This is a genomic window from Limnohabitans sp. 2KL-51 (assembly GCF_003063645.1).
Classification (GTDB): domain Bacteria; phylum Pseudomonadota; class Gammaproteobacteria; order Burkholderiales; family Burkholderiaceae_C; genus Limnohabitans_A.
This window is the reverse complement of record NZ_NESJ01000033.1, coordinates 1-20,197: the sequence shown is the minus strand read 5'-3', so window position 1 is coordinate 20,197 and position 20,197 is coordinate 1. Positions and strand designations below refer to the sequence as shown.

The 20,197-nt window shown below is 51.8% G+C and carries 22 protein-coding genes, 1 pseudogene and 1 riboswitch; of the genes and pseudogenes, 16 read left to right on the top strand and 7 right to left on the bottom strand.

Features of this window, described 5'->3' with window-relative positions; all coding sequences use genetic code 11:
- The 5 genes from B9Z49_RS20930 to B9Z49_RS22595 all read left to right on the top strand — a co-directional run.
- On the top strand, positions 1 to 311 hold a 311-nt coding region (locus B9Z49_RS20930), incomplete at its 5' end, for a hypothetical protein (protein ID WP_233254750.1).
- A 2-nt stretch (positions 312 to 313) separates the two neighbouring features.
- Positions 314 to 586 (top strand): hypothetical protein, encoded by a 273-nt coding sequence (locus tag B9Z49_RS20925; protein ID WP_108355383.1) that lies wholly within the window; start codon positions 314 to 316, stop codon positions 584 to 586.
- Positions 587 to 800: 214 nt separating this feature from the next.
- Positions 801 to 1,049, top strand: coding sequence for a hypothetical protein (locus tag B9Z49_RS20920; RefSeq protein WP_108355382.1), 249 nt, complete (start codon positions 801 to 803; stop codon positions 1,047 to 1,049).
- A 66-nt stretch (positions 1,050 to 1,115) separates the two neighbouring features.
- A complete protein-coding gene (locus B9Z49_RS20915; protein ID WP_108355381.1) occupies positions 1,116 to 1,541 on the top strand; it encodes a DUF3293 domain-containing protein in 426 nt (141 codons plus the stop codon).
- Between the two features lie 60 nt (positions 1,542 to 1,601).
- A complete protein-coding gene (locus B9Z49_RS22595) occupies positions 1,602 to 2,033 on the top strand; it encodes an HAD domain-containing protein (protein WP_158273563.1) in 432 nt (143 codons plus the stop codon).
- A 203-nt stretch (positions 2,034 to 2,236) separates the two neighbouring features.
- Here B9Z49_RS22595 and B9Z49_RS20910 read toward each other — a convergent pair whose 3' ends face one another.
- The gene (locus tag B9Z49_RS20910) at positions 2,237 to 2,740 is read right to left on the bottom strand and encodes a hypothetical protein (RefSeq protein WP_199225132.1); all 504 of its coding nucleotides are present in this window, start codon (positions 2,738 to 2,740) and stop codon (positions 2,237 to 2,239) included.
- Positions 2,741 to 3,066: 326 nt separating this feature from the next.
- On the opposite strand from B9Z49_RS20910, the gene B9Z49_RS20905 reads away from it, so the two are divergent.
- From B9Z49_RS20905 to B9Z49_RS20890, 4 genes are read left to right on the top strand one after another with little or no spacing between them, the layout of a single operon-like run.
- On the top strand, positions 3,067 to 4,035 hold the full coding sequence (locus tag B9Z49_RS20905; protein WP_108355380.1) for a MerR family transcriptional regulator: 969 nt from the start codon (positions 3,067 to 3,069) through the stop codon (positions 4,033 to 4,035).
- A gap of 32 nt (positions 4,036 to 4,067) precedes the next feature.
- The gene (locus B9Z49_RS20900) at positions 4,068 to 5,363 is read left to right on the top strand and encodes a VWA domain-containing protein (RefSeq protein WP_146188584.1); all 1,296 of its coding nucleotides are present in this window, start codon (positions 4,068 to 4,070) and stop codon (positions 5,361 to 5,363) included.
- A gap of 2 nt (positions 5,364 to 5,365) precedes the next feature.
- Positions 5,366 to 6,031: a hypothetical protein gene (locus B9Z49_RS20895; protein WP_108355378.1), complete on the top strand. Its 666-nt coding sequence runs from the start codon at positions 5,366 to 5,368 to the stop codon at positions 6,029 to 6,031.
- A 15-nt stretch (positions 6,032 to 6,046) separates the two neighbouring features.
- Positions 6,047 to 7,243, top strand: coding sequence for a DUF2130 domain-containing protein (locus tag B9Z49_RS20890; RefSeq protein WP_108355377.1), 1,197 nt, complete (start codon positions 6,047 to 6,049; stop codon positions 7,241 to 7,243).
- A gap of 67 nt (positions 7,244 to 7,310) precedes the next feature.
- Here the strand turns inward: B9Z49_RS20890 and B9Z49_RS20885 are convergent, their stop codons facing one another.
- Positions 7,311 to 7,583 (bottom strand): DUF6876 family protein, encoded by a 273-nt coding sequence (locus B9Z49_RS20885; protein ID WP_369913786.1) that lies wholly within the window; start codon positions 7,581 to 7,583, stop codon positions 7,311 to 7,313.
- Positions 7,584 to 8,014: 431 nt separating this feature from the next.
- Positions 8,015 to 8,117, top strand: a riboswitch (SAM-I-IV-variant riboswitch).
- A 37-nt stretch (positions 8,118 to 8,154) separates the two neighbouring features.
- On the opposite strand from B9Z49_RS20885, the gene B9Z49_RS20875 reads away from it, so the two are divergent.
- The 5 genes from B9Z49_RS20875 to B9Z49_RS20860 all read left to right on the top strand — a co-directional run bounded on the left by B9Z49_RS20875 (position 8,155) and on the right by B9Z49_RS20860 (position 13,547).
- On the top strand, positions 8,155 to 8,586 hold the full coding sequence (locus tag B9Z49_RS20875; protein ID WP_108355374.1) for a DUF3293 domain-containing protein: 432 nt from the start codon (positions 8,155 to 8,157) through the stop codon (positions 8,584 to 8,586).
- Positions 8,587 to 8,682: 96 nt separating this feature from the next.
- Positions 8,683 to 8,889 carry a hypothetical protein gene (locus B9Z49_RS21705; RefSeq protein ID WP_146188583.1) on the top strand — a complete coding sequence of 69 codons (207 nt, stop codon included), beginning with the start codon at positions 8,683 to 8,685 and terminating at the stop codon, positions 8,887 to 8,889.
- 167 nt (positions 8,890 to 9,056) lie between these two features.
- A complete protein-coding gene (locus tag B9Z49_RS20870) occupies positions 9,057 to 10,472 on the top strand; it encodes an AAA family ATPase (RefSeq protein WP_108355373.1) in 1,416 nt (471 codons plus the stop codon).
- 514 nt (positions 10,473 to 10,986) lie between these two features.
- Positions 10,987 to 12,426, top strand: coding sequence for a hypothetical protein (locus tag B9Z49_RS20865; protein ID WP_108355372.1), 1,440 nt, complete (start codon positions 10,987 to 10,989; stop codon positions 12,424 to 12,426).
- Positions 12,423 to 13,547 carry a methionine adenosyltransferase domain-containing protein gene (locus tag B9Z49_RS20860; RefSeq protein WP_108355371.1) on the top strand — a complete coding sequence of 375 codons (1,125 nt, stop codon included), beginning with the start codon at positions 12,423 to 12,425 and terminating at the stop codon, positions 13,545 to 13,547. Before B9Z49_RS20865 ends, B9Z49_RS20860 begins: the two co-directional genes overlap by 4 nt.
- 298 nt (positions 13,548 to 13,845) lie before the next feature.
- On the opposite strand, the pseudogene B9Z49_RS20855 reads toward B9Z49_RS20860, so the two are convergent.
- Positions 13,846 to 14,393, bottom strand: a pseudogene (locus B9Z49_RS20855) (transposase); the annotation flags it as partial.
- 191 nt (positions 14,394 to 14,584) lie between these two features.
- On the bottom strand, positions 14,585 to 16,267 hold the full coding sequence (locus B9Z49_RS20850; protein WP_158273562.1) for a tetratricopeptide repeat protein: 1,683 nt from the start codon (positions 16,265 to 16,267) through the stop codon (positions 14,585 to 14,587).
- 332 nt (positions 16,268 to 16,599) lie between these two features.
- Here B9Z49_RS20850 and B9Z49_RS20845 point away from each other — a divergent pair, with 332 nt between their 5' ends.
- The gene (locus B9Z49_RS20845) at positions 16,600 to 17,562 is read left to right on the top strand and encodes a YafY family protein (RefSeq protein WP_108355368.1); all 963 of its coding nucleotides are present in this window, start codon (positions 16,600 to 16,602) and stop codon (positions 17,560 to 17,562) included.
- Position 17,563: 1 nt separating this feature from the next.
- On the opposite strand, the gene B9Z49_RS20840 is transcribed toward B9Z49_RS20845, so the two are convergent.
- From B9Z49_RS20840 to B9Z49_RS21695, 3 genes are all read right to left on the bottom strand, one after another.
- Positions 17,564 to 17,806, bottom strand: a complete 243-nt coding sequence (locus B9Z49_RS20840) for a hypothetical protein (RefSeq protein ID WP_146188581.1) — start codon at positions 17,804 to 17,806, stop codon at positions 17,564 to 17,566.
- A gap of 14 nt (positions 17,807 to 17,820) precedes the next feature.
- Positions 17,821 to 18,345 carry a macro domain-containing protein gene (locus tag B9Z49_RS20835; protein WP_108355366.1) on the bottom strand — a complete coding sequence of 175 codons (525 nt, stop codon included), beginning with the start codon at positions 18,343 to 18,345 and terminating at the stop codon, positions 17,821 to 17,823.
- A 70-nt stretch (positions 18,346 to 18,415) separates the two neighbouring features.
- On the bottom strand, positions 18,416 to 19,504 hold the full coding sequence (locus tag B9Z49_RS21695) for a hypothetical protein (RefSeq protein ID WP_146188580.1): 1,089 nt from the start codon (positions 19,502 to 19,504) through the stop codon (positions 18,416 to 18,418).
- An 87-nt stretch (positions 19,505 to 19,591) separates the two neighbouring features.
- Here B9Z49_RS21695 and B9Z49_RS21690 point away from each other — a divergent pair, with 87 nt between their 5' ends.
- A complete protein-coding gene (locus B9Z49_RS21690) occupies positions 19,592 to 19,981 on the top strand; it encodes a hypothetical protein (RefSeq protein WP_146188579.1) in 390 nt (129 codons plus the stop codon).
- The last annotated feature ends 216 nt before the right edge of the window (positions 19,982 to 20,197 follow it).

The window sequence follows — 20,197 nt, the reverse complement described above, 5'->3', positions numbered from 1 at the left end:
TACTGACCAGCTTCAACCAGATAGCACTGACCCACACGCGATTCCGATCTGCGCTGGCCGCCTGCCTTCGAACAAACCAAGTCAATTACATGGGTTGGCTGATCACCAAGCACATGAAGACGGCTGGATCGGCTGCGCCAGTGTGGGCTTTGTTTATCCAATGGGCAGTTGACAAGTACGGCCAGTCTTTGGACCACCATGCCCGGCGTCTGTTGAGTGACTTCCTCAAAGCAGTTAGCCCGGAACTGCAGGCTGCAGTGCACAGGGATCTCGAAGAGGTTGTGGTGCGTACAACATCAAGCCAGGAGTGAACATGAACAATGCCGCACTCAAAGCCCAAGTTACCGAGTTAATCAGCAACATCCCCGATGAACAGGTGGAACACTTTGCCCTGACGATTGAGGCTGTTGCGCGCTGCTATCAATCCCAAGCTCTGCATGCGGTGCTGCTTGTTCAAAATGACGAGGATCAGACGCAGTCTGTCTATGCCATCAATGCCGCGACGGAACAGGCCACTGAGATGGTCGCTGCACTGGCCGAGGCCCTGCGGATGGTGGAAAAGGAAGAAAGCGGGCCACTTAACTGAAAACTGTTCGGCCTTGGGACCTCACTGCAAGATCAAGTAGGTGGCGGGGGTCGCTATTGCGCACTTGTAGAATTAAGCGCTAAAATTCAACCGCGCCGGATTTATTCCAGACCACTTGCCTGGGCGCATTACAAATACATGGCTAAAGCGTCACGCAGCGCCCTTCTCCCGCACGCCGCCGACGTTCCAAATGTCTGCGGGTAGGAGTTAAATCATGGGCTATGCCAACATCCAGCTGCAAGAGCAAACCATTCAAATCCAGACCGTCCCCGGTTCCGGATTGATCAAAGTTTTTCTGCCAGCCATCCAATACAGTTTCTACAACCCGGCCACGGGGCTTTTCAGCACGACAAGACCCGGCGAAGGATTTGAGCCGCTGCTGCGCGAGCCACAGCTGCAAGAACTGAAGCAAAAACTCAACCAGTACGATGAGCGCAGACGCGCTGCAATTGCTCAGCGCTAAACAAGCGATGAGTCCTCCTGGGCTGCACCAGCGGCCCAGGAGGACCATTCAGGAGTGACCAACCAAATGGCTAAAACAGATCCCATTCCGGCTGAGTTGATGCAGGCCTACGCTGAGACCCATTACACCGTCCACCACGAACCCCCGTTCGTTATGCACATTGGCCGACCCTGCCCTGAACTCAAAGCGCTAATGGCTGACCAAAACGCCCTGAGCGCGGCCTTCATCACCGCCTGGAACCCGTTCAGTCAAAACCTACCGGGCAAAGAAAACAATGCCCGCCAGGACGAACTGAAAGCCAACCTCAAAAAACGCGGATTGATCTGCATCGACGGCATCGGCAAGCACCCCAGCAACAACTGGCCGGGCGAGGTCAGCGTGTTGGTGTTGGGCTTGAATCTGGAAGCGGCCAAGTCACTGGCCAGGCATTACGAGCAACATGCGTTTGTGTGGTCTGAGGGCGATGGGGCTCCTCAGTTGGTTCAGCCCTAAGATGACACCACTGCGCGAGACGCATCTCACACAAAACTCACCCACCAACAATCTGCCACCATGGTGCTCTTTCTTGATTTTGATGGGGTTCTGCATCCTGACCCCCCCAATAGTTCAAACCCACTATGGTGCCGAACGGATTTACTAGTTAATTGGTTGAACGCAAGACCTGAAGTAGAAGTCGTTGTTTCATCTACCTGGCGCCAGAGGTACAACTTTCAAGAGCTTCAAGACTTGGTACCTCCTGGCCTTGCATGCAGGTTGGTGGGCTGTACAGGACTGGTACATGAAGAACTCTATGCCCGGCAACGTGAATGTGAAGAGTGGATGAGGACAAACCGTGATCCATGGGTTAACTGGGTCGCATTGGATGACCGAGTCTGGAACTTCCGTCCATTCGAGAAGCGCTTGATCATCTGTCCGAGATCTAGTGGCATCAACTTGCAAGTGATTCAGGCATTAGACAATCTAAGTCGTACCCTGTTTGCCTGATGGCCCGACCATGTGTGATGACTGGCTGGTTTGCAGCGATTACTGCCAGACAGTCCGTTAGCGTTGAGGAGCCACTTATGGTCATCTGCCCACACAGACGACTGTCAGCTTACCGGATGTTGAATTCGCAGCAGCGAACTTGCTTGTGCCTGAACTTCTCTTGTCGATCGAGCAGGTGGGTTTGCTTTACCGGCGAAGCATGTTCAGCCGGATGAAAGCCCCTTGCTCATCCGTGTGGCGCTGGCAATCATCTTGGCCGCCTCAACTGACAAATAATCTTTGTGCGGCTTAATGCCTACTCTGCCCAGGTCAAGCCGGTCGCCATCCCAGCATGACTGAATGGTGGCGCAGGTGTGAACAACACCACCGCTGTGGTGCTCCATGGCGTAACAAAGCTTATCAAGTTGCTCTGTCTGCAAGTCGAAGAATCGCCCATTGAGCGAAACAGCAAACTCAGCCGCTCTTGACCCATGGAGTCTGTCTGAATACTCGTTGAGCCTCTGGCTGTCATGAAGGAATGCGAACAATTCCACCACCAGGACATCTCCCCCTCTCGAACGCCCTAGTTTCAGGCCATGCAAACGCACCCGCGCCCAGTGTGCTGGGCCATGGGCACCATGTCGGCTGATTTTGAATTGATCAAGGATATGGCTGAGCAAGCCGCTGCGATCGAAATCCGGTGTTGATTCAAGTGATTCGAGATCCATAGGGCCCTTATCTTTTTCTGTTACCAGTAGCTGCAGGTCGAAGCAATGTGAAGTGAATTTTGACGCTTTCAGCAAATGACTCCAAGCCCAAACGGCAGATGTCTTGCTCGATGAGAAAGCCCTGAAATCATACGTATTTGCAGGCTCATCTGGCGAGCCTTCCTCGTTCTAACCTCTGCATAAATCCGCCTTAGATCTGTCAAATAAGGTCATTCAATGACAATTTATGTTGTCATGTTGACAATGACAATGTACAATGTCATCATGACAACAGATGATGGCAGCCTGATTTCAACAAAGGCTGTCTTTACCAAGGAACCCAGACCATGAACAAGCACTTAGAACAAATGCGAAAAGACTTCCAGGGCAGCGCTGACGACCTGATTGTCAGTGCACAGGAAGTGGCAAAAATTCTCAATTTAGATCAAGAAGCCACTGAAGGAAACGAACGATTGGTTCGCCACTATGTCTCCGTGGGTGTCGTGGACAAACCGACAAGAGAGGGGCGTGACGCACTCTACGGGTTCAGGCACTTGGTTCAATTTGTGGCTGCAAGACGATTATTGGCCGAAGGCCTCCCCTTGGCCAAGATCGCCAAGTTCACAGGTGCCGTTCCTACCGAGACGCTGACCGAATACTTGGAGAACCCAAACAAAACCAACGAAGCCGAGCTTCTGGTGGCTGTGTTTCGCTCTGAATCAACCACACGCAATTCGCCGCCGCCCGCCTCCCGCCGTCCACCCCCAGCCAAGCCTCCACAAAGCATGGCCACGGGCATGGGGATGGTCGATGTCGTCCATGAAATGCGTGAGATGGAACAGAGGGTTCGCGATCAGCTGCAGGTAATGCAAAAAAAGGTGCACCTGATGGTTGAAGACGCTGTGAGGAACATGAGCGCCCAGCCCATCCAAGTGCAGGTCTTTGCTGACGAATTCAAACAAGCCGTTTCATCTTTGGCACGAATGATGGACGAGGCAACACATCGCTTTGACTCGATGCTTAAAAAGCCCATGCTGATGATTGAAAAGCAAATGGAACAGCAAAAGTACATGTTTGAAGAAGCACATCGCCAAAAAGATTTTTTGGATCAGATGTTTGGATCATTGCTGAAAGAACAGCGACAAGACGTCCAGGTCCTCTTTGCTCAACAAATGGCTAGCTTTCAAGAATTAATCAGGTCTGTTCACATGGCCAACGAAGATACCAAACACCGCATGAGCAACCTCGAAGCCATCTTGCACGACAAGCTCAACCGGCTTGAAGTGGACATGAAGATCCAAAAAAACAACCCCTAACCCCCCGCCCCAAAAACGAAAGCAGGTGCATTGTGAAAATCGTCATCAACCCTATCCGACCAGCTCTGAGTGACTTAGATCAAGACTTCCATATCCTGGTACGTCTGCAGTCCGAACCACAAGCAGGCTTTAAGCGCACGCCGTTGAACCTGGCCCTCGTCATTGACCGCTCTGGCTCCATGCAAGGGCCCAAACTGAGAGAAGCCAAGCGCTGCGTGGTCGACCTCATTCAACGCATGCACTCAGAAGATCATGTGGGCCTAGTGCAGTACGACGACCAAATTGACACCATCCTGCCGTTAACGCCGGTGGACCAAGTCAGCGGCATCATCGATGTTTTGGTTCAAGGCATTACAGCCAATGGTGGCACCGATTTGCACGCGGGGTGGTTACGTGGTGGTGAGATGTTGGCACCCAAAGCGGGAAAACAGTCCACATGCCACACCATTTTGCTGTCCGATGGCCAGACAAATCGCGGATTAACCAATCCCGCTCGTATTTGCGAGCAGGTCTCTGCCCTGGCGGGTGCAGGGGTTACAACAACGACTGTCGGATTGGGAGCTGACTTCAATGAAGAGTTGATGACTGCGATTGCTCAAGCTGGTCACGGCAGCGCTCATTACGGCGAGCGCGCCATTGACCTGGCCGAAACATTTGAAGCTGAAATTGGTTTGCTATCACAGCTTCAATGGCGGAATGTGGAAATGTCGCTTTCTGGAGAATCGAGGCATATTGAATTACTCAACACATACCAGCACGCGGGTGAAGGATGGCGGATGCCATCGGTTGCACTGGGGTCTGAGTGCTGGGCCTTGTTTCGCATGCCCATGCGTGAAGCTATCCGATTACAAGCTGAAAGCGCTAGCGCTCTGAAGGTGAACGTACGGGCCGTAGACGCTAATGGTCAGCAATTTAGTTTTGACGGTCAGTTGCAATCGTTGCCAATTGTCGCGCCCGATGTCTATTTGGCTGAACTAGGACATGAATTGGTAGAGCGACGCATCAATGAACTGAATGCAGCAATGCTTCAGATGGAAATTAGAGACGCTGCATTGAAGGGCGATTGGCTTCAAGTTGAGCAATTACTCAATAGGCTTGAAACAATCGGACGCCATGAACCCTGGATTGCAGCTTCGATTGCATTTACACGGCAGCTGATGAGCGAGCGCGATGAACGCCGTATGTCTAAAGAGATGCTCTACAAGTCGAGAAAAATGAACAACCGTTTGTCCAGTACCGATGAAATGATGTTCAGCATGCATGCCGATTTAGAAGAACAAGCTTTTTTGCGGCGTAAGTCGACTGAAGGCCGCAGGTCAGAGACTTGAAAATGAAAGCGACCACTTTCTATCTGAACATCAGGCGATTCAACGCCCTCCTACCTCTGATTGCCATATTACTGATGGCAATTGGCTTGGCTATGGGGGTCTTATATACCGATACAGCCCCGCCCCCAAAGTCTGTGATTCCACCTGACCAAAAAGAGAGTGCTTCAAGCGAAGTACTTGAGCTTAGCAAGCTTGATGTGGAACTGGACCTAGGGCCTAAGCTTGTGATGTTGAAGGTGGTTATCCGAAAGAAGTCTGGCTCCGATTACAGCAGATCAGCAATTCGGAACTTGGTGTTTTTGGAGGATGACAGCCCAGATGTGAAATGGGTGTTTCCAACACAGCAGCAAGAATTGGTCAGTGTTCATCCCCTGAAGGGTTCGAATGGAGTCATCAAGGGAATTTATGTTGAGGCCGTTGAAAAAGTCGATGCTGTGAAATCCTCTGAGCACAAGATGCGGTCAATTTACTTGGTCTCGCCAGATGGAACGGGCTACAAGAAAATTTTGACCAATGTGGATGAAATCATCAGCCGACGCAACGATGCGAAGAAGTTGCGGCTGATCTATCAAACGGAAAACTCAGTTCGAATGGCGCAAATTGATATGCAAGATTTTCAGGTCACAAGCGATCGCGAACTCGCAAAAATGAACGATTTAAAAAAATGAATGGAGATTTGAAAAATGACTGACATCGTATGCCCACACTGCCACACCGCTTTTAAGATCGATGAGTCTGGCTATGCAGAAATATTGAAGCAAGTCCATGACAAAGATTTTGAGAAGCAATTGGGAGAGCGGATCAAGGCTCTAGAAACCACCAATAAGTTGACGACAGAACTTGCTGTTTCCAGTGCAAAAGCCGATCTGGAAAGAGAACGCGATCAATTAAAAGCCCAACTTGACAAGGCGCAAATATCTCAAGAGTTGGCATTGGCTAATGCGGTTGCAGAAATCACTCGTGAAAGAGACAGGATTCAGGGGGATCTTGATCGTGTCAACTTAGAAAAGTTGAGAGATGAGACGATGCTCCAACAATTACACGCAAGGGAGCTGCAGGTTCGAGAAGAGCAAATTGAGCACTTGCGCGATATGCGGCTCCGTCTGTCCACCAAAATGTTAGGCGAATCCTTAGAGCAGCACTGTGAGAACGAATTCAATCGCATTCGCCCTTCCGCCTTTCCCCGCGCCTATTTTGAGAAAGACAATGACACCAATAGCGGCACAAAAGGTGACTACATTTTTAAGGACGCAGACGAATCAGGCACCGAAATCGTCTCCATCATGTTCGAAATGAAAAACGAAAGCGACGGCACAGACAGACGGAAAAAGAACGAAGACTTCTTCAAAAAGCTCGACAAAGACCGCACAGATAAAAGCTGTGAGTACGCTGTTTTGGTCAGCATGCTGGAATCCGATAGCGATCTATACAACACAGGCATAGTGGATGTTTCGTACAAGTACCCCAAGATGTATGTGGTGCGCCCGCAGTTCTTCATTCCGATCATCACGCTGCTGCGCAATGCCGCCATGAATTCGCTTCAATACAAAACCGAACTAGCGCTTGTAAAGGCCCAACACATAGACATCACCAACTTCGAGGCCGAACTTGACCAATTCAAATCCTCCTTTGGTAGAAACTACGACCTGGCCTCACGCCAGTTCCAAACGGCAATGGATGAGATTGACAAGTCCATCTTGCACCTTCAAAGAACTAAGGATGCCTTGCTTAGCACGTCGAACAACTTACGGTTGGCCAATAACAAAGCCCAAGACGTCAGCGTGAAACGGTTGACCAGAAACAACCCAACCATGGCGAAAAAGTTCGATGAGCTTAGATCAACAGCAGCCCCAGCTGATGATTCCATCAGCATGCCTTGATTGGCAGATCAATACTCACTGGGCAACATGATCACCCAATGCTGCCCTCCCAGCAGGCGTACAGCGTTTACTCGGGCAGGGGGAAGTCAGTTACCGGGATCTCTTGACGGTCATGCTCGTGGCCATTGCCGTCTTCGTAAACCATGGTTGCCCGGCTGCCTTGTACTTTGACGCGAATCAGCGCAAACCAATCCGCTGTGCCGATCTCACTTAGGTGACTGGCCACCGCATCCATCATCCAAAAACACTCAGCCTCTTCTGCCAGGTATTTGGTGCCATCTGTCAACAGATGCCTGCGACTGATTCGGTAGATACGCTCTGTGCCGGTGAAGTGTGACAGCTGGCTTACATCAAAAATTTTTCATATCTGCGTCCTTCCTTGATTGAACGACCACAGTTTTATTTCAGACACGCAAATGGACAACCGACGCGTGCTAACCCGCCACCTAGGAAGGACTTAAATTGCTCAGATAAATGTGTGAAAAAAATGTAATTAACACACACATGATTTAGGAGAAATTGAAGGGCACAGGCAAAAAAATTTACAAAATTAGATATGACGCTTGCACTGAGCTACATCAATCCACGCCGCCTCGCACATCGCAAAATAGCAATGATGCAGCTCACACACCTAGCAACTGGGCTGGGTGCTGTGTTTAACAAGCAGGCTTACTGGCCAAGCTAAAAAGCCATTAAATTTGGCACGGATGATGACTATTGGTCATCACTATTGGTGATCGCTTGTGCATTTGAAAAAATTGGGTACAATCGCCATAACATCAAGAAAAGGCCCGACGGCCTTACCAACCTGCCCCCGGGCAAGGTGGACGCGAAAGCGGATGCGGCTCCAGTCGGAGCAACCAACCGGGAGATGCGTCGGCCCTCCTTAGACACTCTGGAGGGCTTTTTTTATGTCTGAAACGACGCTGATTCACCCCGACAAAGTCCGAGCATACTTGGCCACGGATTACAGACTCGGCCACACCGATCAGGACATCCTCCTGACCATCGGTAAACATTCAGAGCGTCTTGCAATGTTGTTCGCTCGAAACTGCGTCAGCTGTGGCGCGTTCCTTACTGCCTACAACCCACAGGGAACCATCCAGTCTGATGCGGCCAACGCCCAGGGACACGCCGAACTTGCGAGCAAGCTTCAGGAGCTGGGACTCCAGGCCATTGAAGGCTCCGGCAGCGAAGATGGCACCGATTGGCCTGCAGAGAGGAGTTTCTTCGCTTTGGGCTTGGCCCTGGAGCCTGCCCAAGCCATTGGCACTCATTTTGACCAGGACGCCATTGTCTGGGTCGGACCAGACGCTGCTCCACAGCTCATCTTGCTGCGCTAACCCTTTTTCGGTCTGGCCGACCAAAGGGCTGGGGGGAGTTGATCCAGATTGCCGCCCCCGACGTACCGTCAAATGTGGCTAAACAGGAGGTTAAATATGCGTTCAGTTTTCCACTCAAGTGGGGCCTTTGAGTTATCTGCCCAGGTTGGCCAAACACCTTATGGGCTGCACCTGCAACTCATTAGCTTTGTTCCAACTGCCCGGTCTCCCCGGCAACAAGTTCAATTTGAAGGTGTGTTTTCAAAGTCAGAAATTAAAGCCTTGCGCGATGCGCTGGACGAAGCGCTGGACGCGGTCCCATGAGCAAGTAAAGCAACCCGGGTGAGCCTGTCACCCATAACTTACAGGCCTCGCTGATTTAAGTCCCAACTTGCAAAGCGAGTCACAAATATTGCTAAAGCGGTGATGCGGTCCTACTCGTTCGGGCTACATCGCACGGGCGGTGTTTCAAGAACTTACAGGAGCGTAATATGCGTGAATTGATCGATCAGGCAAAGAGAGCAAGCAGCTGGCTTGAGCGTTTGGGTTTGGTTGGGTTTTCTTCCTTAGAGGCTCCGTTGCTGGCGGCTTTGGTCACGAGCAGCCCTTTGCTTTTGATAGGCCCGCACGGGACTGCAAAAAGCCTGTTACTGACGAGGGTGGCCACCGCCTTGGGCCTAGAGTTTCGCCATTACAACGCGAGTCTTTTGAACTTTGACGACCTGGTGGGTTTCCCTTTGCCGGGCAAAGACGGCAAGCTTCAGTACATCCAAACACCGGCCTCGATCTGGGGCGCCGGGGCAGTGATCTTTGATGAGATCAGCCGTTGCCGGCCCGATATTCAAAACAAGCTTTTCCCCATCATCCACGAGCGGCGGGTGCAAGGGCTTTTACTGGAAGATTTGCGCTACCGCTGGGCGGCGATGAACCCCCCTTCAACGGATGATGATGAAAACGGATACGCAGGCTCAGAGCCCTTAGACGCAGCCTTGGCTGACCGTTTTGCCTTTGTGGTGGACATGCCCCATTGGGATCAGTTCACCCCGGCAGAACAACTCGCAGTGATTCAAGCTCAAGACCGCCCTATCGCCCCGGAAGACGCCGCTTATTTGGTCAGCTTAATAGAGCGCACTAAGCAAGTCTTATCAACGATAGAGACTGATTTCTTAGATGGCATTGCGCTTTACGTTCAAACCGTTCTTGCCTTGTTGGCGCAAGGCGCAATCACCTTGAGCCCACGCAGAGCCAACCTTTTGTACCGTAATGTGTTGGCCGTGAACGCAGCTGCCATGGCCCTTGATCTGAACACCGATCCATCAGACGCAACCCTTTTAGCGTTGCGCACAAGCTTGCCCCAAAAGGCCCAGGGTATGGTGGTCAATGAGGTGAAGTTACTGGCAGCCCACAAAGAGGCTATGCGTTGCATCAAGCTCAAAGCCAATGATCCGATACGCGCCATTCTTTGCGCTTCAAGTCCTTTGGTAAGACTGCAATTGGCCGTCAAAGCCAATAAGTTAGCAAAGGCAGAGTTTTCAAGAATCACCGCAGATTCACTGGCACTATTGCCCCATGGTGCGCGCGAAGCGGCCATCGTTCATCTTTTTGAAACAGGCGCGGTAGGCCGGCTTAACGCAGCCATTGCCGCGCAGGCAGGCGAGACTTACCGGGACATCGCTAGTGCGCCCGTATTCAGTCAAACCCTGCACGCGGGCAACTCTCGCTATGCCACATGGGGGCGAGTCAAGGATTTGTTGTCAAAGCTGAACCCCAATGACCCGCGAGCGCACCTGCACGCTAATGCCCTCGCTGGCCTTTTTGCCAAAAGCAAGCTTCAAACTCCACAAGATGCAGAGTGCGCATTTACAGCGTTTGCAGACACAGACCAAGCACTGAGGTTGGCAGCATGATCGAATCGACGAACTTGCTGCACAACATGAGCGTTCCCCCTAAAAGCGTCGTGAAGTACGAAGGCTTGTCAGGACTAGCCACCTTGGGAAGCCCCGGAGGGAGCGGCGTGACGGGCGTGTCTTATAGAAACCGCAAACAACTCTTTGGAATGCCTGTACGGTTTGAGCTGAGCCAAGCATGGCGAGGCCTGAGCGCCCAAGAACTTCTCTTACAGCTGCAACTTGCAACAAAGCCAGGCAAGGCAGCTTATGTAGACGCAGAAAAACGGCTTATCACACTAATCAATGAGCGTGCCAACACACTGCCGCTGCCTGAAGGCTGTGCGGTGATTACCTCTGACGTTTCACACGCAGTTTTGTGGAGCGATCCGCTTTGTGCACTCGCTATCTTGAGTAAATGTAGCGATTCAATTTGGTTACGTAGCAAGACGCCTTCATTGATGGCAGCGTACCAGTGCGGGACCGTATCGCTGCTTGTCCCACCTAACTTTGTCAACCAACTCCCCTCATCCCCATGCTAAACACCATCAAATTACCTGCCTCCCCTTTGACAGAGATAATTCTCGACGCCTTTCCCAGCGGCTCTTACGCACTGGCGGGCTTGCTCAGGCTCATGGACATCGTGGAGACCGACCGCGTGCCTACAGCCGCAGTAGAGTGCCAGGTACAGCCGCGCATGCTTATTAACCCAGTATTTGTGCAGGAGCATGCACAAACGCCGGAAAAACTCATGATGCTGGTGATGCACGAACTCCATCACGTTCTGCTAGGCCACACAACACTCTTTCCGCGCAACACCCGAGTTCAAAACTTTGTCTTTGATGCGGTGATAAACGGCATTGTTTGCAGAATGTTCAGCAGGGCTGAATACACCGCGTTTTTCAGTGACTATTACAGCGCTGAGCGTTTCCCAGAATGCCTGCTGCGCCCACCACCCAGGTGGCCTGCAGCATCAAGCAAAGACTCAATTAATTACCTGCCAGCTTTAGCTGGTATGGACAAGGCGCAGAGCTCCCGAATCATAGAAGTTCACGCCGCGCTCTATTCCGATTGCGGGGCCAGTTATGCCGAGGTCTTTAACCTTCTACCCAAACTTCTATTGCAACGGGGTAAAACTGGCTCAGAAAATCATAACGAGGCGCAAGAGATAGACATAGCTGGAATACCTTTGCTCGGCGAGCACAGTGAACAGACCATTGCAGATGGCCAACTCGAGCAACACTCGCCACTGCTTTTTGACATCGTGAGAGAACTCGTTGAGCAGTGGCCCCAACCCCCGGATCCGATCAAAGGGCGCTCGCTAGCTGACATCCTCAAAACAACGCAAGTCAAACCCGCCAAAGTACCCAGCAATCGGGGTATCTTGAGAGCACTCATCCGGCAAGTTGCAGGGCAGCGGGGATCCGGCCACATACGGCAAATGCGTGAGGTTCAAACGCCGGGCACCTCACCTTTGCCTGCTCTTTCGCGCAAAACGGCCGTGCTGCAAGCCTTGGGCGTTGAACCCTTACTCTACCCCCATTCGGTGCAGTGGCGACGGCGCGAACCAAGTGGCGAACAAGTTCATATTTACCTTGATGTCTCCGGCAGCATGGAACACATCATCAAAGCGCTGTATGGCGCAGTGCTGGACTGCCAAGCCTGGGTCTACCCCAAAGTGCATTTGTTCTCTACAAAGATTGCGGACATTTCTCTGCCAGAGCTCAAGCTGGGCAAATGCATCAGCACCGGGGGAACCGACATCGCTTGTGTCGCTGAGCACATGGCACAACACAAAGTCAGCCGCGCACTACTCATGACCGATGGTTGGGTTGGCAAGCCAAAGGGTCAGCACTTTGAAACATTAAGCCAATCAAAGCTTGCCGTTGCCTACCTGGGTAGCAGCGTTAACCAGACTGACCTGCAGTCAGTTGCCAACTACACCGAGACTCTTAGCAAAGGCGTCCAACAATGAATCCGCAAACTTATGCTGCTGAATTTATTTTTCCCGGGCATCCGGACAAACTGTCAGACGCTATTGCAGACGCATTGGTGCTGGAGGCTTATAGGCGAGAGCCCAGAGCATTGGTGGGCATTGAAGTCGCCGTACATCGCGACCATGTCTACATCACAGGGCGGATAGCTTGCCCGGGCGCGCACGACATTGATGTGCAAAGTATTATTCGAACTGTCTATAAAAGTGCTGGTTATGGCAAAGGCTGGTATCCCGCGCCAGAGCAAGTCAAAGTAATTTCTAACTTGTGCCTGGGCCCATTGGAGGATGGCGAGGCTCAGTTCCGTGAACTCTCTGATGACCAGGCGATTTGCATCGGTTACGCCAATCATCTTGAGCCAACCAATCACCTTCCGGTTGAGCAGTGGCTCGTCGCCCGCTTGGCCAAGCGACTACACCGCTTACGCATGGAATACCCGGAGCTTGAACTTGGCCCGGACGGGAAAGTGCTGATCGCAGTGAGCGAGTCCGTAGGAGCCTCGAAAAGCACCTGGGCGCTTTCACACTTTAGTTGTTCACTCCAGCAAATGACGGCTTCAAATGAGCTTTCCCTGCACCGCTCGGTTCGCGTGAATCTAGAGGACGAACTAAAGAAGGCTGCAATTGAATTGCCCGGGTTGACAGACACCCTGCCGGATCAACTCACCGTTAACGGTGCTGGTGCTTTTGAAGTCGGTGGCCCGGAGGGAGACAACGGACTGTCCGGGAAAAAATTGGTGGTGGATGCCTACGGACCGCGCGTTCCGATAGGAGGCGGCGCATGGTCAGGTAAAGATTTCTTTAAGGCTGACAGAGCTGGTGGCATGCACGCTAGACGCTTGGCTAAGATGATTGTTCAACTCGGACTGTCTAAAGAAGCACAAGTGGTTTTAGGCTGGTTCCCCGGCGACCGGAGTGCCCGCGTGTTACGCGCAACAGGCGCTGGCGGGTTGAACTTAGACATTTCTCAACTGGTCAAGCACGTCGACATAAGTTTGAAAAAAAGCGGGGAGAGTTTTTGCGATGAGAAATTGGTCGAAGTGGCGCGGTGGGGTCACTTTTCCGATGCCACTTTGCCTTGGGAAAGATTTGGGCAGCTCTGAATCGACCAAACAATATAAGTTGAGCATGAAAGAAACGCTGGTCGTTAGCGCTCAGAGATCTATGTCCGTTTTTTGAAAACATCCCATTGGATGCGTTCACGAGCATGGGCCTCGCGACCATCCCACTGTTCTTCCTGATGAGTGGGCTGGCCAGCGACGTGGGCCTGTCGGATGACTTGTACCGAATGTCGTAGGCGCTGGTGGGGCAGATAAAGCAACTTCTTTTCTGTAAATTTCGATTTCTGTTCTGGGGTTGTGGCGTATCAACGCCAAGTCAGGGTTTCATGTTCAGGTAAATTTATCCGCTCATCCACTCCTCGTCTTGTTCGGCCAGCAGTGCGCTGACCAGTCTTTCACAGCTTTGCGGATTGGGAAACAGCGTCGCAACTCGGGTTCCTTGTTCAATCGCTCCAGTCCATTGGTGGTGCGCATGCGCACCCGGTGGCCCTCAGGCAAATGGAAGACCGCAAAGCCCTCTGGCAAATTGGTCTCGGCCCACGCGGCCAGCTGGGGGTGGCGGCTTTGCCAATCCTTGAGCGCCACGTTCAGCAGGCGCTGAGCCTCATGGGCGTCGCCAGCGTTGAAGATGGCGCGTATTTGCCGTGCCACCGTTGTGCGTTGGTCGAGCTGGGTGACGTAGCCCTGTGCGTTGTGCTGCAGGTGAAACTGGCAGCGCTGCCACGGCACACCAGGAAACATCGCTTTGCGGGCCGCTTTGAGCCCCGCGTGGTCATCGCTGGCGATGTACTTGACCCCGCGCAACCCGCGCCCGATGAGGCTGTCCAGAAAGGCTCGCCAATGCACCTCGGCTTCGGACAGCGCCACCGACACGCCCGGAACAGGCCTCTAACCGGCCAACATAGTTGTCGTCAACCGGCCAAGGTAATTGTCTTCAAAAAAATTATTCCATTAATGGATATTGAACTATTTCTCTTAAGTGGGAATACGGCTAGCCCAAGAGATGGAAGGAGTTGGAGTGCAAGACACCATCAAAGTTCAGGTAAAGGTATTTTGCGAGCTCAGAAAAAGCTCAACCTTTATTCATCGTCTGAGAATTTTTTGTCTGAAAGGCTGCCAAGTCCTTTGAGCCAATCAGGTTTGTTTGGATACTTCTTATCAATCCAGGTCTTTGCCCTCTCATCCCCAAGGGACGCGGCCTTGGCCATTAACTTGATGGCCTCAGCCATGTCTGCCTCAACGCCCTCACCGTCTTCGTAGAGTTTCGCCAACTCCCTCAAGCCGATGGCACTCTCCTGTTTCGCTGATAGCTGAAGCCAATACAGTGCAATGTCTGCGTTTTCTTCAACGCCGTGACCGTAGGAAAACAGCATCCCCAAGTAAGCTTGTGAATCAGCGTGACCAGCACTGGCAGCCGTCTTTAGCCATTTGGCAGCGGCCGGTATGTCCTCCTCCACACCCTCTGCCCAGAGATAAGCCAAGCCCAGTTTGTGTGCTGCCTTCAATTCTCCCTTTTCTGCTGACATCTTGAAGCACTTGAAAGCCTGCACCAGATCCTTCGCGGTTCCGTGCCCGTTCTCGTACGTCAATGCCAGCAGATAGGTACCCCAGGCGTCGCCCTGTAGGCTGGCTAGATGAAAAAGGTTGTGCGCCTTTTCCTCATCCCGATCAATAATTTCACCCTTGATGTAAGCGATGCCGAGCGAAGACTGGCAATCGGCCATTCCGAGGGATGCCCCTTTTTGAAGCCAGATGAGGGCTTCATTCTTTTCAATTTCTGGACCTCGATCATTCTGCAGCGCCTCTGCCAATTTGTTAATCGCGTATTTGAAACCTTGTTGCGCAGACGCGCGCAACCACACTACACCTTCCAACTGGTCCTCACGACATTTGCCATACCAGGTCTGGTGATGTCCGAGGATGGATTGAGCGAATGCGTCGTTGAGCATCGCAGCCCTTTTTAGATAGTTGATGCCTAGATTTTCATCCTTTGCAAGCAAGTCTCGGCCCAAAATCACGTATGCAGCTTCATTTCCTAGGGCCATGGCCTTCTTGAGCCAGTAAAGGCTGACTTCATGGTCTTTGGCAATCCCGTGATGTCCATCACGATAAATCTGCCCCAACTGGGTACATGCATAGCTCTCCCCCTTTTGTGCAGCACTTTTGAGCATGTCCAACCAGGGCTCAGCAGCATCTGCGTCGTTCAGTTTTTTCAGCCGCTCATGGGCCAGGCTGTACATGGAGAATGGGTCTCCAAATGAGACCGCCAGTTGCATGTGCTGATCGTGGTCTTCTTTGTCAAAATCGGCCCAAAAGCAGTGAGCCGACAGGTCGCCCATTTCGACCGCAGCTTTCCTGAACAAAGCAATGGCGGTCGGTACATCGTCCTTGGCTACGCACCTGGCCACATTGATCAGACATCGTGATGAACCCGCTTCCGCCCCTTTTCGATACCAAGCCAATCCCTTGTCGGCGTCAACCGCAACCCCATAGCCGAGGCGATACCAACGCCCAAGGTGGAACATCGCATTTTCGTTGCCCTCCTGCGCCATTTCCTCCAAAGCGGCCACCGCTTTGTCAAAGTGCCTGGGCGCATTCTTGTTCGACCAAAATCTGGTAGCGGCCTGAAAGGCCTCCTCTTGTTGGCCGGGCCTGTTAAGCGTGTGCCGCAGATAGTCAAGGAAGTCCATGGCATTTGAACTGCCCTGGATAAGGGACCAAACGATCAGATCGAGTTCCTGATCAGAAGAGACTTTGTTCATGATGAGCTCCAAAGAGGTCATCGTAAATTTCAACAGGCTCATCCGGTGAGCCAGCACCGCACGAACATCAAGTCCTACAACTCAATGTGATGCCTCATGTTTCTGTCCTTGGCTTTGGTGCTTTTGACGCCGCCACTTAACTCTGGTGTCTTCATACCTGTTCAGCGCTACATTGCGCTAGAACGTCAAAAAACGATGTTGTTCGAGTACGGGCGGCCCTTCAAACTTCATAAACGCAGCCGAGCAGAAATGTACAACGCTACGGTTGGCAGTTGAGCCTAGGCTCTCAGGCGTTCAGTTTAAACTGATCCAAATTAGAACAGTAGGTTTTTATGTCCGAAATTGATCGCCTTTACCAATACAAAACGCTGCTGAGCGGCCGCAGGGCCATGCCTCGTGGAGACATCATGCAAAAGCTCGAGATCTCGCAGGCCACCTTCAAACGTGACATCGCCAAGTTGCGGGACCAATTGCATACCCCCATCGTTTTTGACCGAGATCTAGGCGGCTATCGACTGGAGCAGTCAGACAGCACGGAACTGCCGGGTCTTTGGTTCAGCCAGGACGAAATGCTGGCCTTGATGACCATCCAGAGCATGATCGTGCAGCTCGAACCTGGCCTGCTCGGCCCCAAGCTCAAGCCATTTCAAAAGCGGCTGGATGACATGCTGGCCAGCCAAGGGCTGGATGCCGCCACTTTGACCCAGCGTGTCAGGGCGGTCCATGCCGGCAAACGTCACCTGACCCTGACCAGTTTTGAAACAGTGGCCAAAGCCACTTTGGAGCGAAAACAAGTCCAAATCGAACACCTGAACCGGCAAAACGGTGAGCTCGTGCTGCGCGACATCTCGCCCCAACAACTCGTGCACTACCGCGACAACTGGTATGTCGATGCTTGGTGCCATTTGCGCGGCGGCCTCAGAAGCTTTTCGATTGATGCCATCAGCCAGGCCAACTTGCTGACCAAGGCGGCCAAAGACATCGATCTCATCACGATGCGGCAGCAATTAGACGGCGGCTACGGGATCTTTGGTGGAATGCCCAAAGACTGGGCAGTGCTGGAGTTTTCACCGAGCAGAGCGCAGTGGGTTCGACATGAATCCTGGCACCCTCAGCAAGAAGGCACGCTGCACGCTGATGGTCGGTACACACTCAAGGTGCCCTACTCAGATGAACGCGAGTTGCTGGGCGACATCTTGCGTTTTGGCGCAGAGGTCAAAGTGCTGGCGCCGCCAGCGCTGCAGCAAAAGCTCAGCAACGAATTGACCAAGGCCCTCAATCAGTACAAGGCCTGAATCACCAGTCGTCATCCGTGCTCAAGCCAGAGAAAGTCGTCACAGCCATGCCAGGCAGAATGCTGCCTGTTCCGGCGCCCGTATCCACCACGGACATCACCGACCCATCCGAGCCGGTGATCAGGTGCCCCTGTTGTCGGTAGACCGTCCCATCACTACGAAGAAACGTTGAGTCATCAATCTTGTTGATGACCTCACCCGTGTCAGTGCTGGCATGCGAGCCGAAAATATTCCAGAATTTCATCGCGTTCCCCTCGATCATCCAATGGTGGTCATTTGAACTTCAGCATTCGCCGATTCGAACAACTCAAGCATCGCCGCATCTGTCAGGCAAATGCGCACGGTTTGAAGAAATGGTGCCAATTCGTCTGCACGATGGAGCACTTGGCAAGTGATTCGGGCAGCCAAAATCGGTGGAAACTTGAACATGCCCGTTCCAATGGCAGGCAAGGCCAAACTTCGGATGTCATTGTCATTGGCCAAGCGGAGCACGGACTCCAGCGCCATCTGCATGTATTTTTCGGGTTCGTCGTTATTGATGTAATGAGCCGATCGCACATGGATGATCCAGGGGTTTGGCAATTTGAACCCTGGGGTGATCAACCCTGCGCCTAAGGCCAAGGGGGCAAAGGGCTTGCAGTACTCTTCAAGCTTAGGGCCAGCGGCCATGTGAATGGCGCCAGCCACGCCAGAGCCCAATCGTAAATTGGCATTGGCGCTGTTGACCACGGCCTCCATATCGGGCTGCTTGACGATGTTGCCAACAACGATTTCGATCTTCATAGGTTATCTCCTGTGGACGATCGAATGTTGACCGGATAAAGGCTCAAGGCGTGAGCCAGATCAAATAAACTTACGTTTCCTCGTGATCTTTCAGTTCATGCGTCAGCCATGCACTTGCGTTTTCTGTTTTCTCTAAATCAGCCGACCTTATCCAACTGAAGACCCCACTTCTTTTGAGTGTCAGTTGATCTTGTAGCTCCGCTAGTAATCCTCCTTCTACAGTTGACAAATTCGAAGCCAAGGACATCTGTGCCGCAGTAGCCCACGTCTTTTGGTAAGGGATGATCCGCAGACTGCACAAATTGCCAGGATTTCTCCCTAATCCTGTTGCCCAGAGTTTTCGACTTCTCAGACGCTGTAAGACACGGATCAATTGCACTCCCTCGCTGAGATCGACAAGCAAATCAAGAACAACAGCGCCTGGAAAAGTTTCAGAAACTTTTCGAATGTGCTCAAGAACCCTTTCTTCGAGAACAACCTCACGTTTTTGAGCCTTAGATTCGAAGGCTATCTGATCTTCAATACGAGATCTGACTCTGACTTCTACCGATAAGGCATTGACCACGTTGTACTTGCTTGCATTTTCTCCATCACTCGACAGCCTAGTTTTATGAACACCCAACCAAACTCCATTCAGTTCATCCAAATAGCGTGATGATTCCGGCAAGAATGCCAAAATTTTCACCCCCACGCCAAGGTGAATACAGAGCAAATCCCTCAAACCTGCTGGCACGGGGACGGGTAAATCCAATCCACTTCTATTTCGTAAAACACTTGTACCCGAACGACGTACCGATCGCCATAAGGCCTCCTTTTCCTCTTGGCTCAATCTCTTCAGCAAACTAGAGCGCAGGTCGCGGGATGGCTCACCCTCTTTGGACAGTAAATGAAGCTTTTCTTGCACATGATTAACTGCATCAACATGAATCGAAGGACGCCCTGATCTACCTGAATCCAACAGTCCGACTACCCCCATCGAATGGAAATTGAGAATCCAGGCTTGGGCTTCTGAAGCGTTAGCCCATGCGCCCACCATCTCTCCCGGTGGACGACGTTCACTGTCTTGCAAAACCCACCAAGCTCGCTTGGCCAATCGAGCACCTGCGCCCGCCAAACCACGAGACCAAGCTGTCATCAGCAGTTTTTCTTCACTGTTCATTTATTTGTACGCAGTCAGAAAACTTATTCAATTAAGAGGGGTTTTATGCCACATTATTAAAGAGAAAGCCACTTTCTAGGAGCATCCATGACAACTTTAAATTGGGAAAAAGACAGGGCCAAGCGTCAAAGCAAAGAGCATTCATTCGACGATTTGCCCCGAGCGGGATCATTCCAAGATCGAATCCGTTACGGTGCATTGCCTTGGACAGCTGTTCGTCGTAATCGACATGTTTTACCAGCGGCCTCTCAGATAGACATCAGAAACCGAACCATCGACTTCGACCTGCTGAATCGATATTTGCAGCATGCGATGCACAAGGACTTCAAGAGGAAACTGGATTGTCAAAAAACCGAGGTCATTGAAATCATAAAAAAACTGATGCTACGTTGCGAGGCATGGGGGCATGAATTGCCTTCACACGATAAAGCGTTACTAAATAACGCACGTTCGGCCATCAACAATCTTTGCCATTGAGACGTCTTTTTTTAAAAGTAGCACATGACATCCAAAGAAAAAACCTACCGTTGCTCAGCTTGTCAAACTTCTATTCCTAGGCAACCACCCACTAGTGTCCCAACGTTGGGAAGAGGTTTTGTTGAATAGGGTGTTGGCCGATTTCAGGCCCATCCTGCAGTTTGCCCAGCAGGGTTGATATTGGTGTGGTTTCAAACATATTCAGGTCTAGCACTC

What these genes read in the sequence shown, in the direction of transcription:
- B9Z49_RS20925 (WP_108355383.1), top strand. Translation starts at nt 314, where the DNA reads ATGAACAATGCCGCACTCAAAGCCCAAGTTACCGAGTTAATCAGCAAC.
- B9Z49_RS20920 (WP_108355382.1), top strand. Translation starts at nt 801, where the DNA reads ATGGGCTATGCCAACATCCAGCTGCAAGAGCAAACCATTCAAATCCAG.
- B9Z49_RS20915 (WP_108355381.1), top strand. Translation starts at nt 1,116, where the DNA reads ATGGCTAAAACAGATCCCATTCCGGCTGAGTTGATGCAGGCCTACGCT.
- B9Z49_RS22595 (WP_158273563.1), top strand. Translation starts at nt 1,602, where the DNA reads ATGGTGCTCTTTCTTGATTTTGATGGGGTTCTGCATCCTGACCCCCCC.
- B9Z49_RS20910 (WP_199225132.1), bottom strand. Translation starts at nt 2,740, where the DNA reads ATGGATCTCGAATCACTTGAATCAACACCGGATTTCGATCGCAGCGGC.
- B9Z49_RS20905 (WP_108355380.1), top strand. Translation starts at nt 3,067, where the DNA reads ATGAACAAGCACTTAGAACAAATGCGAAAAGACTTCCAGGGCAGCGCT.
- B9Z49_RS20895 (WP_108355378.1), top strand. Translation starts at nt 5,366, where the DNA reads ATGAAAGCGACCACTTTCTATCTGAACATCAGGCGATTCAACGCCCTC.
- B9Z49_RS20890 (WP_108355377.1), top strand. Translation starts at nt 6,047, where the DNA reads ATGACTGACATCGTATGCCCACACTGCCACACCGCTTTTAAGATCGAT.
- B9Z49_RS20875 (WP_108355374.1), top strand. Translation starts at nt 8,155, where the DNA reads ATGTCTGAAACGACGCTGATTCACCCCGACAAAGTCCGAGCATACTTG.
- B9Z49_RS21705 (WP_146188583.1), top strand. Translation starts at nt 8,683, where the DNA reads ATGCGTTCAGTTTTCCACTCAAGTGGGGCCTTTGAGTTATCTGCCCAG.
- B9Z49_RS20870 (WP_108355373.1), top strand. Translation starts at nt 9,057, where the DNA reads ATGCGTGAATTGATCGATCAGGCAAAGAGAGCAAGCAGCTGGCTTGAG.
- B9Z49_RS20865 (WP_108355372.1), top strand. Translation starts at nt 10,987, where the DNA reads ATGCTAAACACCATCAAATTACCTGCCTCCCCTTTGACAGAGATAATT.
- B9Z49_RS20860 (WP_108355371.1), top strand. Translation starts at nt 12,423, where the DNA reads ATGAATCCGCAAACTTATGCTGCTGAATTTATTTTTCCCGGGCATCCG.
- B9Z49_RS20850 (WP_158273562.1), bottom strand. Translation starts at nt 16,267, where the DNA reads ATGAACAAAGTCTCTTCTGATCAGGAACTCGATCTGATCGTTTGGTCC.
- B9Z49_RS20845 (WP_108355368.1), top strand. Translation starts at nt 16,600, where the DNA reads ATGTCCGAAATTGATCGCCTTTACCAATACAAAACGCTGCTGAGCGGC.
- B9Z49_RS20840 (WP_146188581.1), bottom strand. Translation starts at nt 17,806, where the DNA reads ATGAAATTCTGGAATATTTTCGGCTCGCATGCCAGCACTGACACGGGT.
- B9Z49_RS20835 (WP_108355366.1), bottom strand. Translation starts at nt 18,345, where the DNA reads ATGAAGATCGAAATCGTTGTTGGCAACATCGTCAAGCAGCCCGATATG.
- B9Z49_RS21695 (WP_146188580.1), bottom strand. Translation starts at nt 19,504, where the DNA reads ATGAACAGTGAAGAAAAACTGCTGATGACAGCTTGGTCTCGTGGTTTG.
- B9Z49_RS21690 (WP_146188579.1), top strand. Translation starts at nt 19,592, where the DNA reads ATGACAACTTTAAATTGGGAAAAAGACAGGGCCAAGCGTCAAAGCAAA.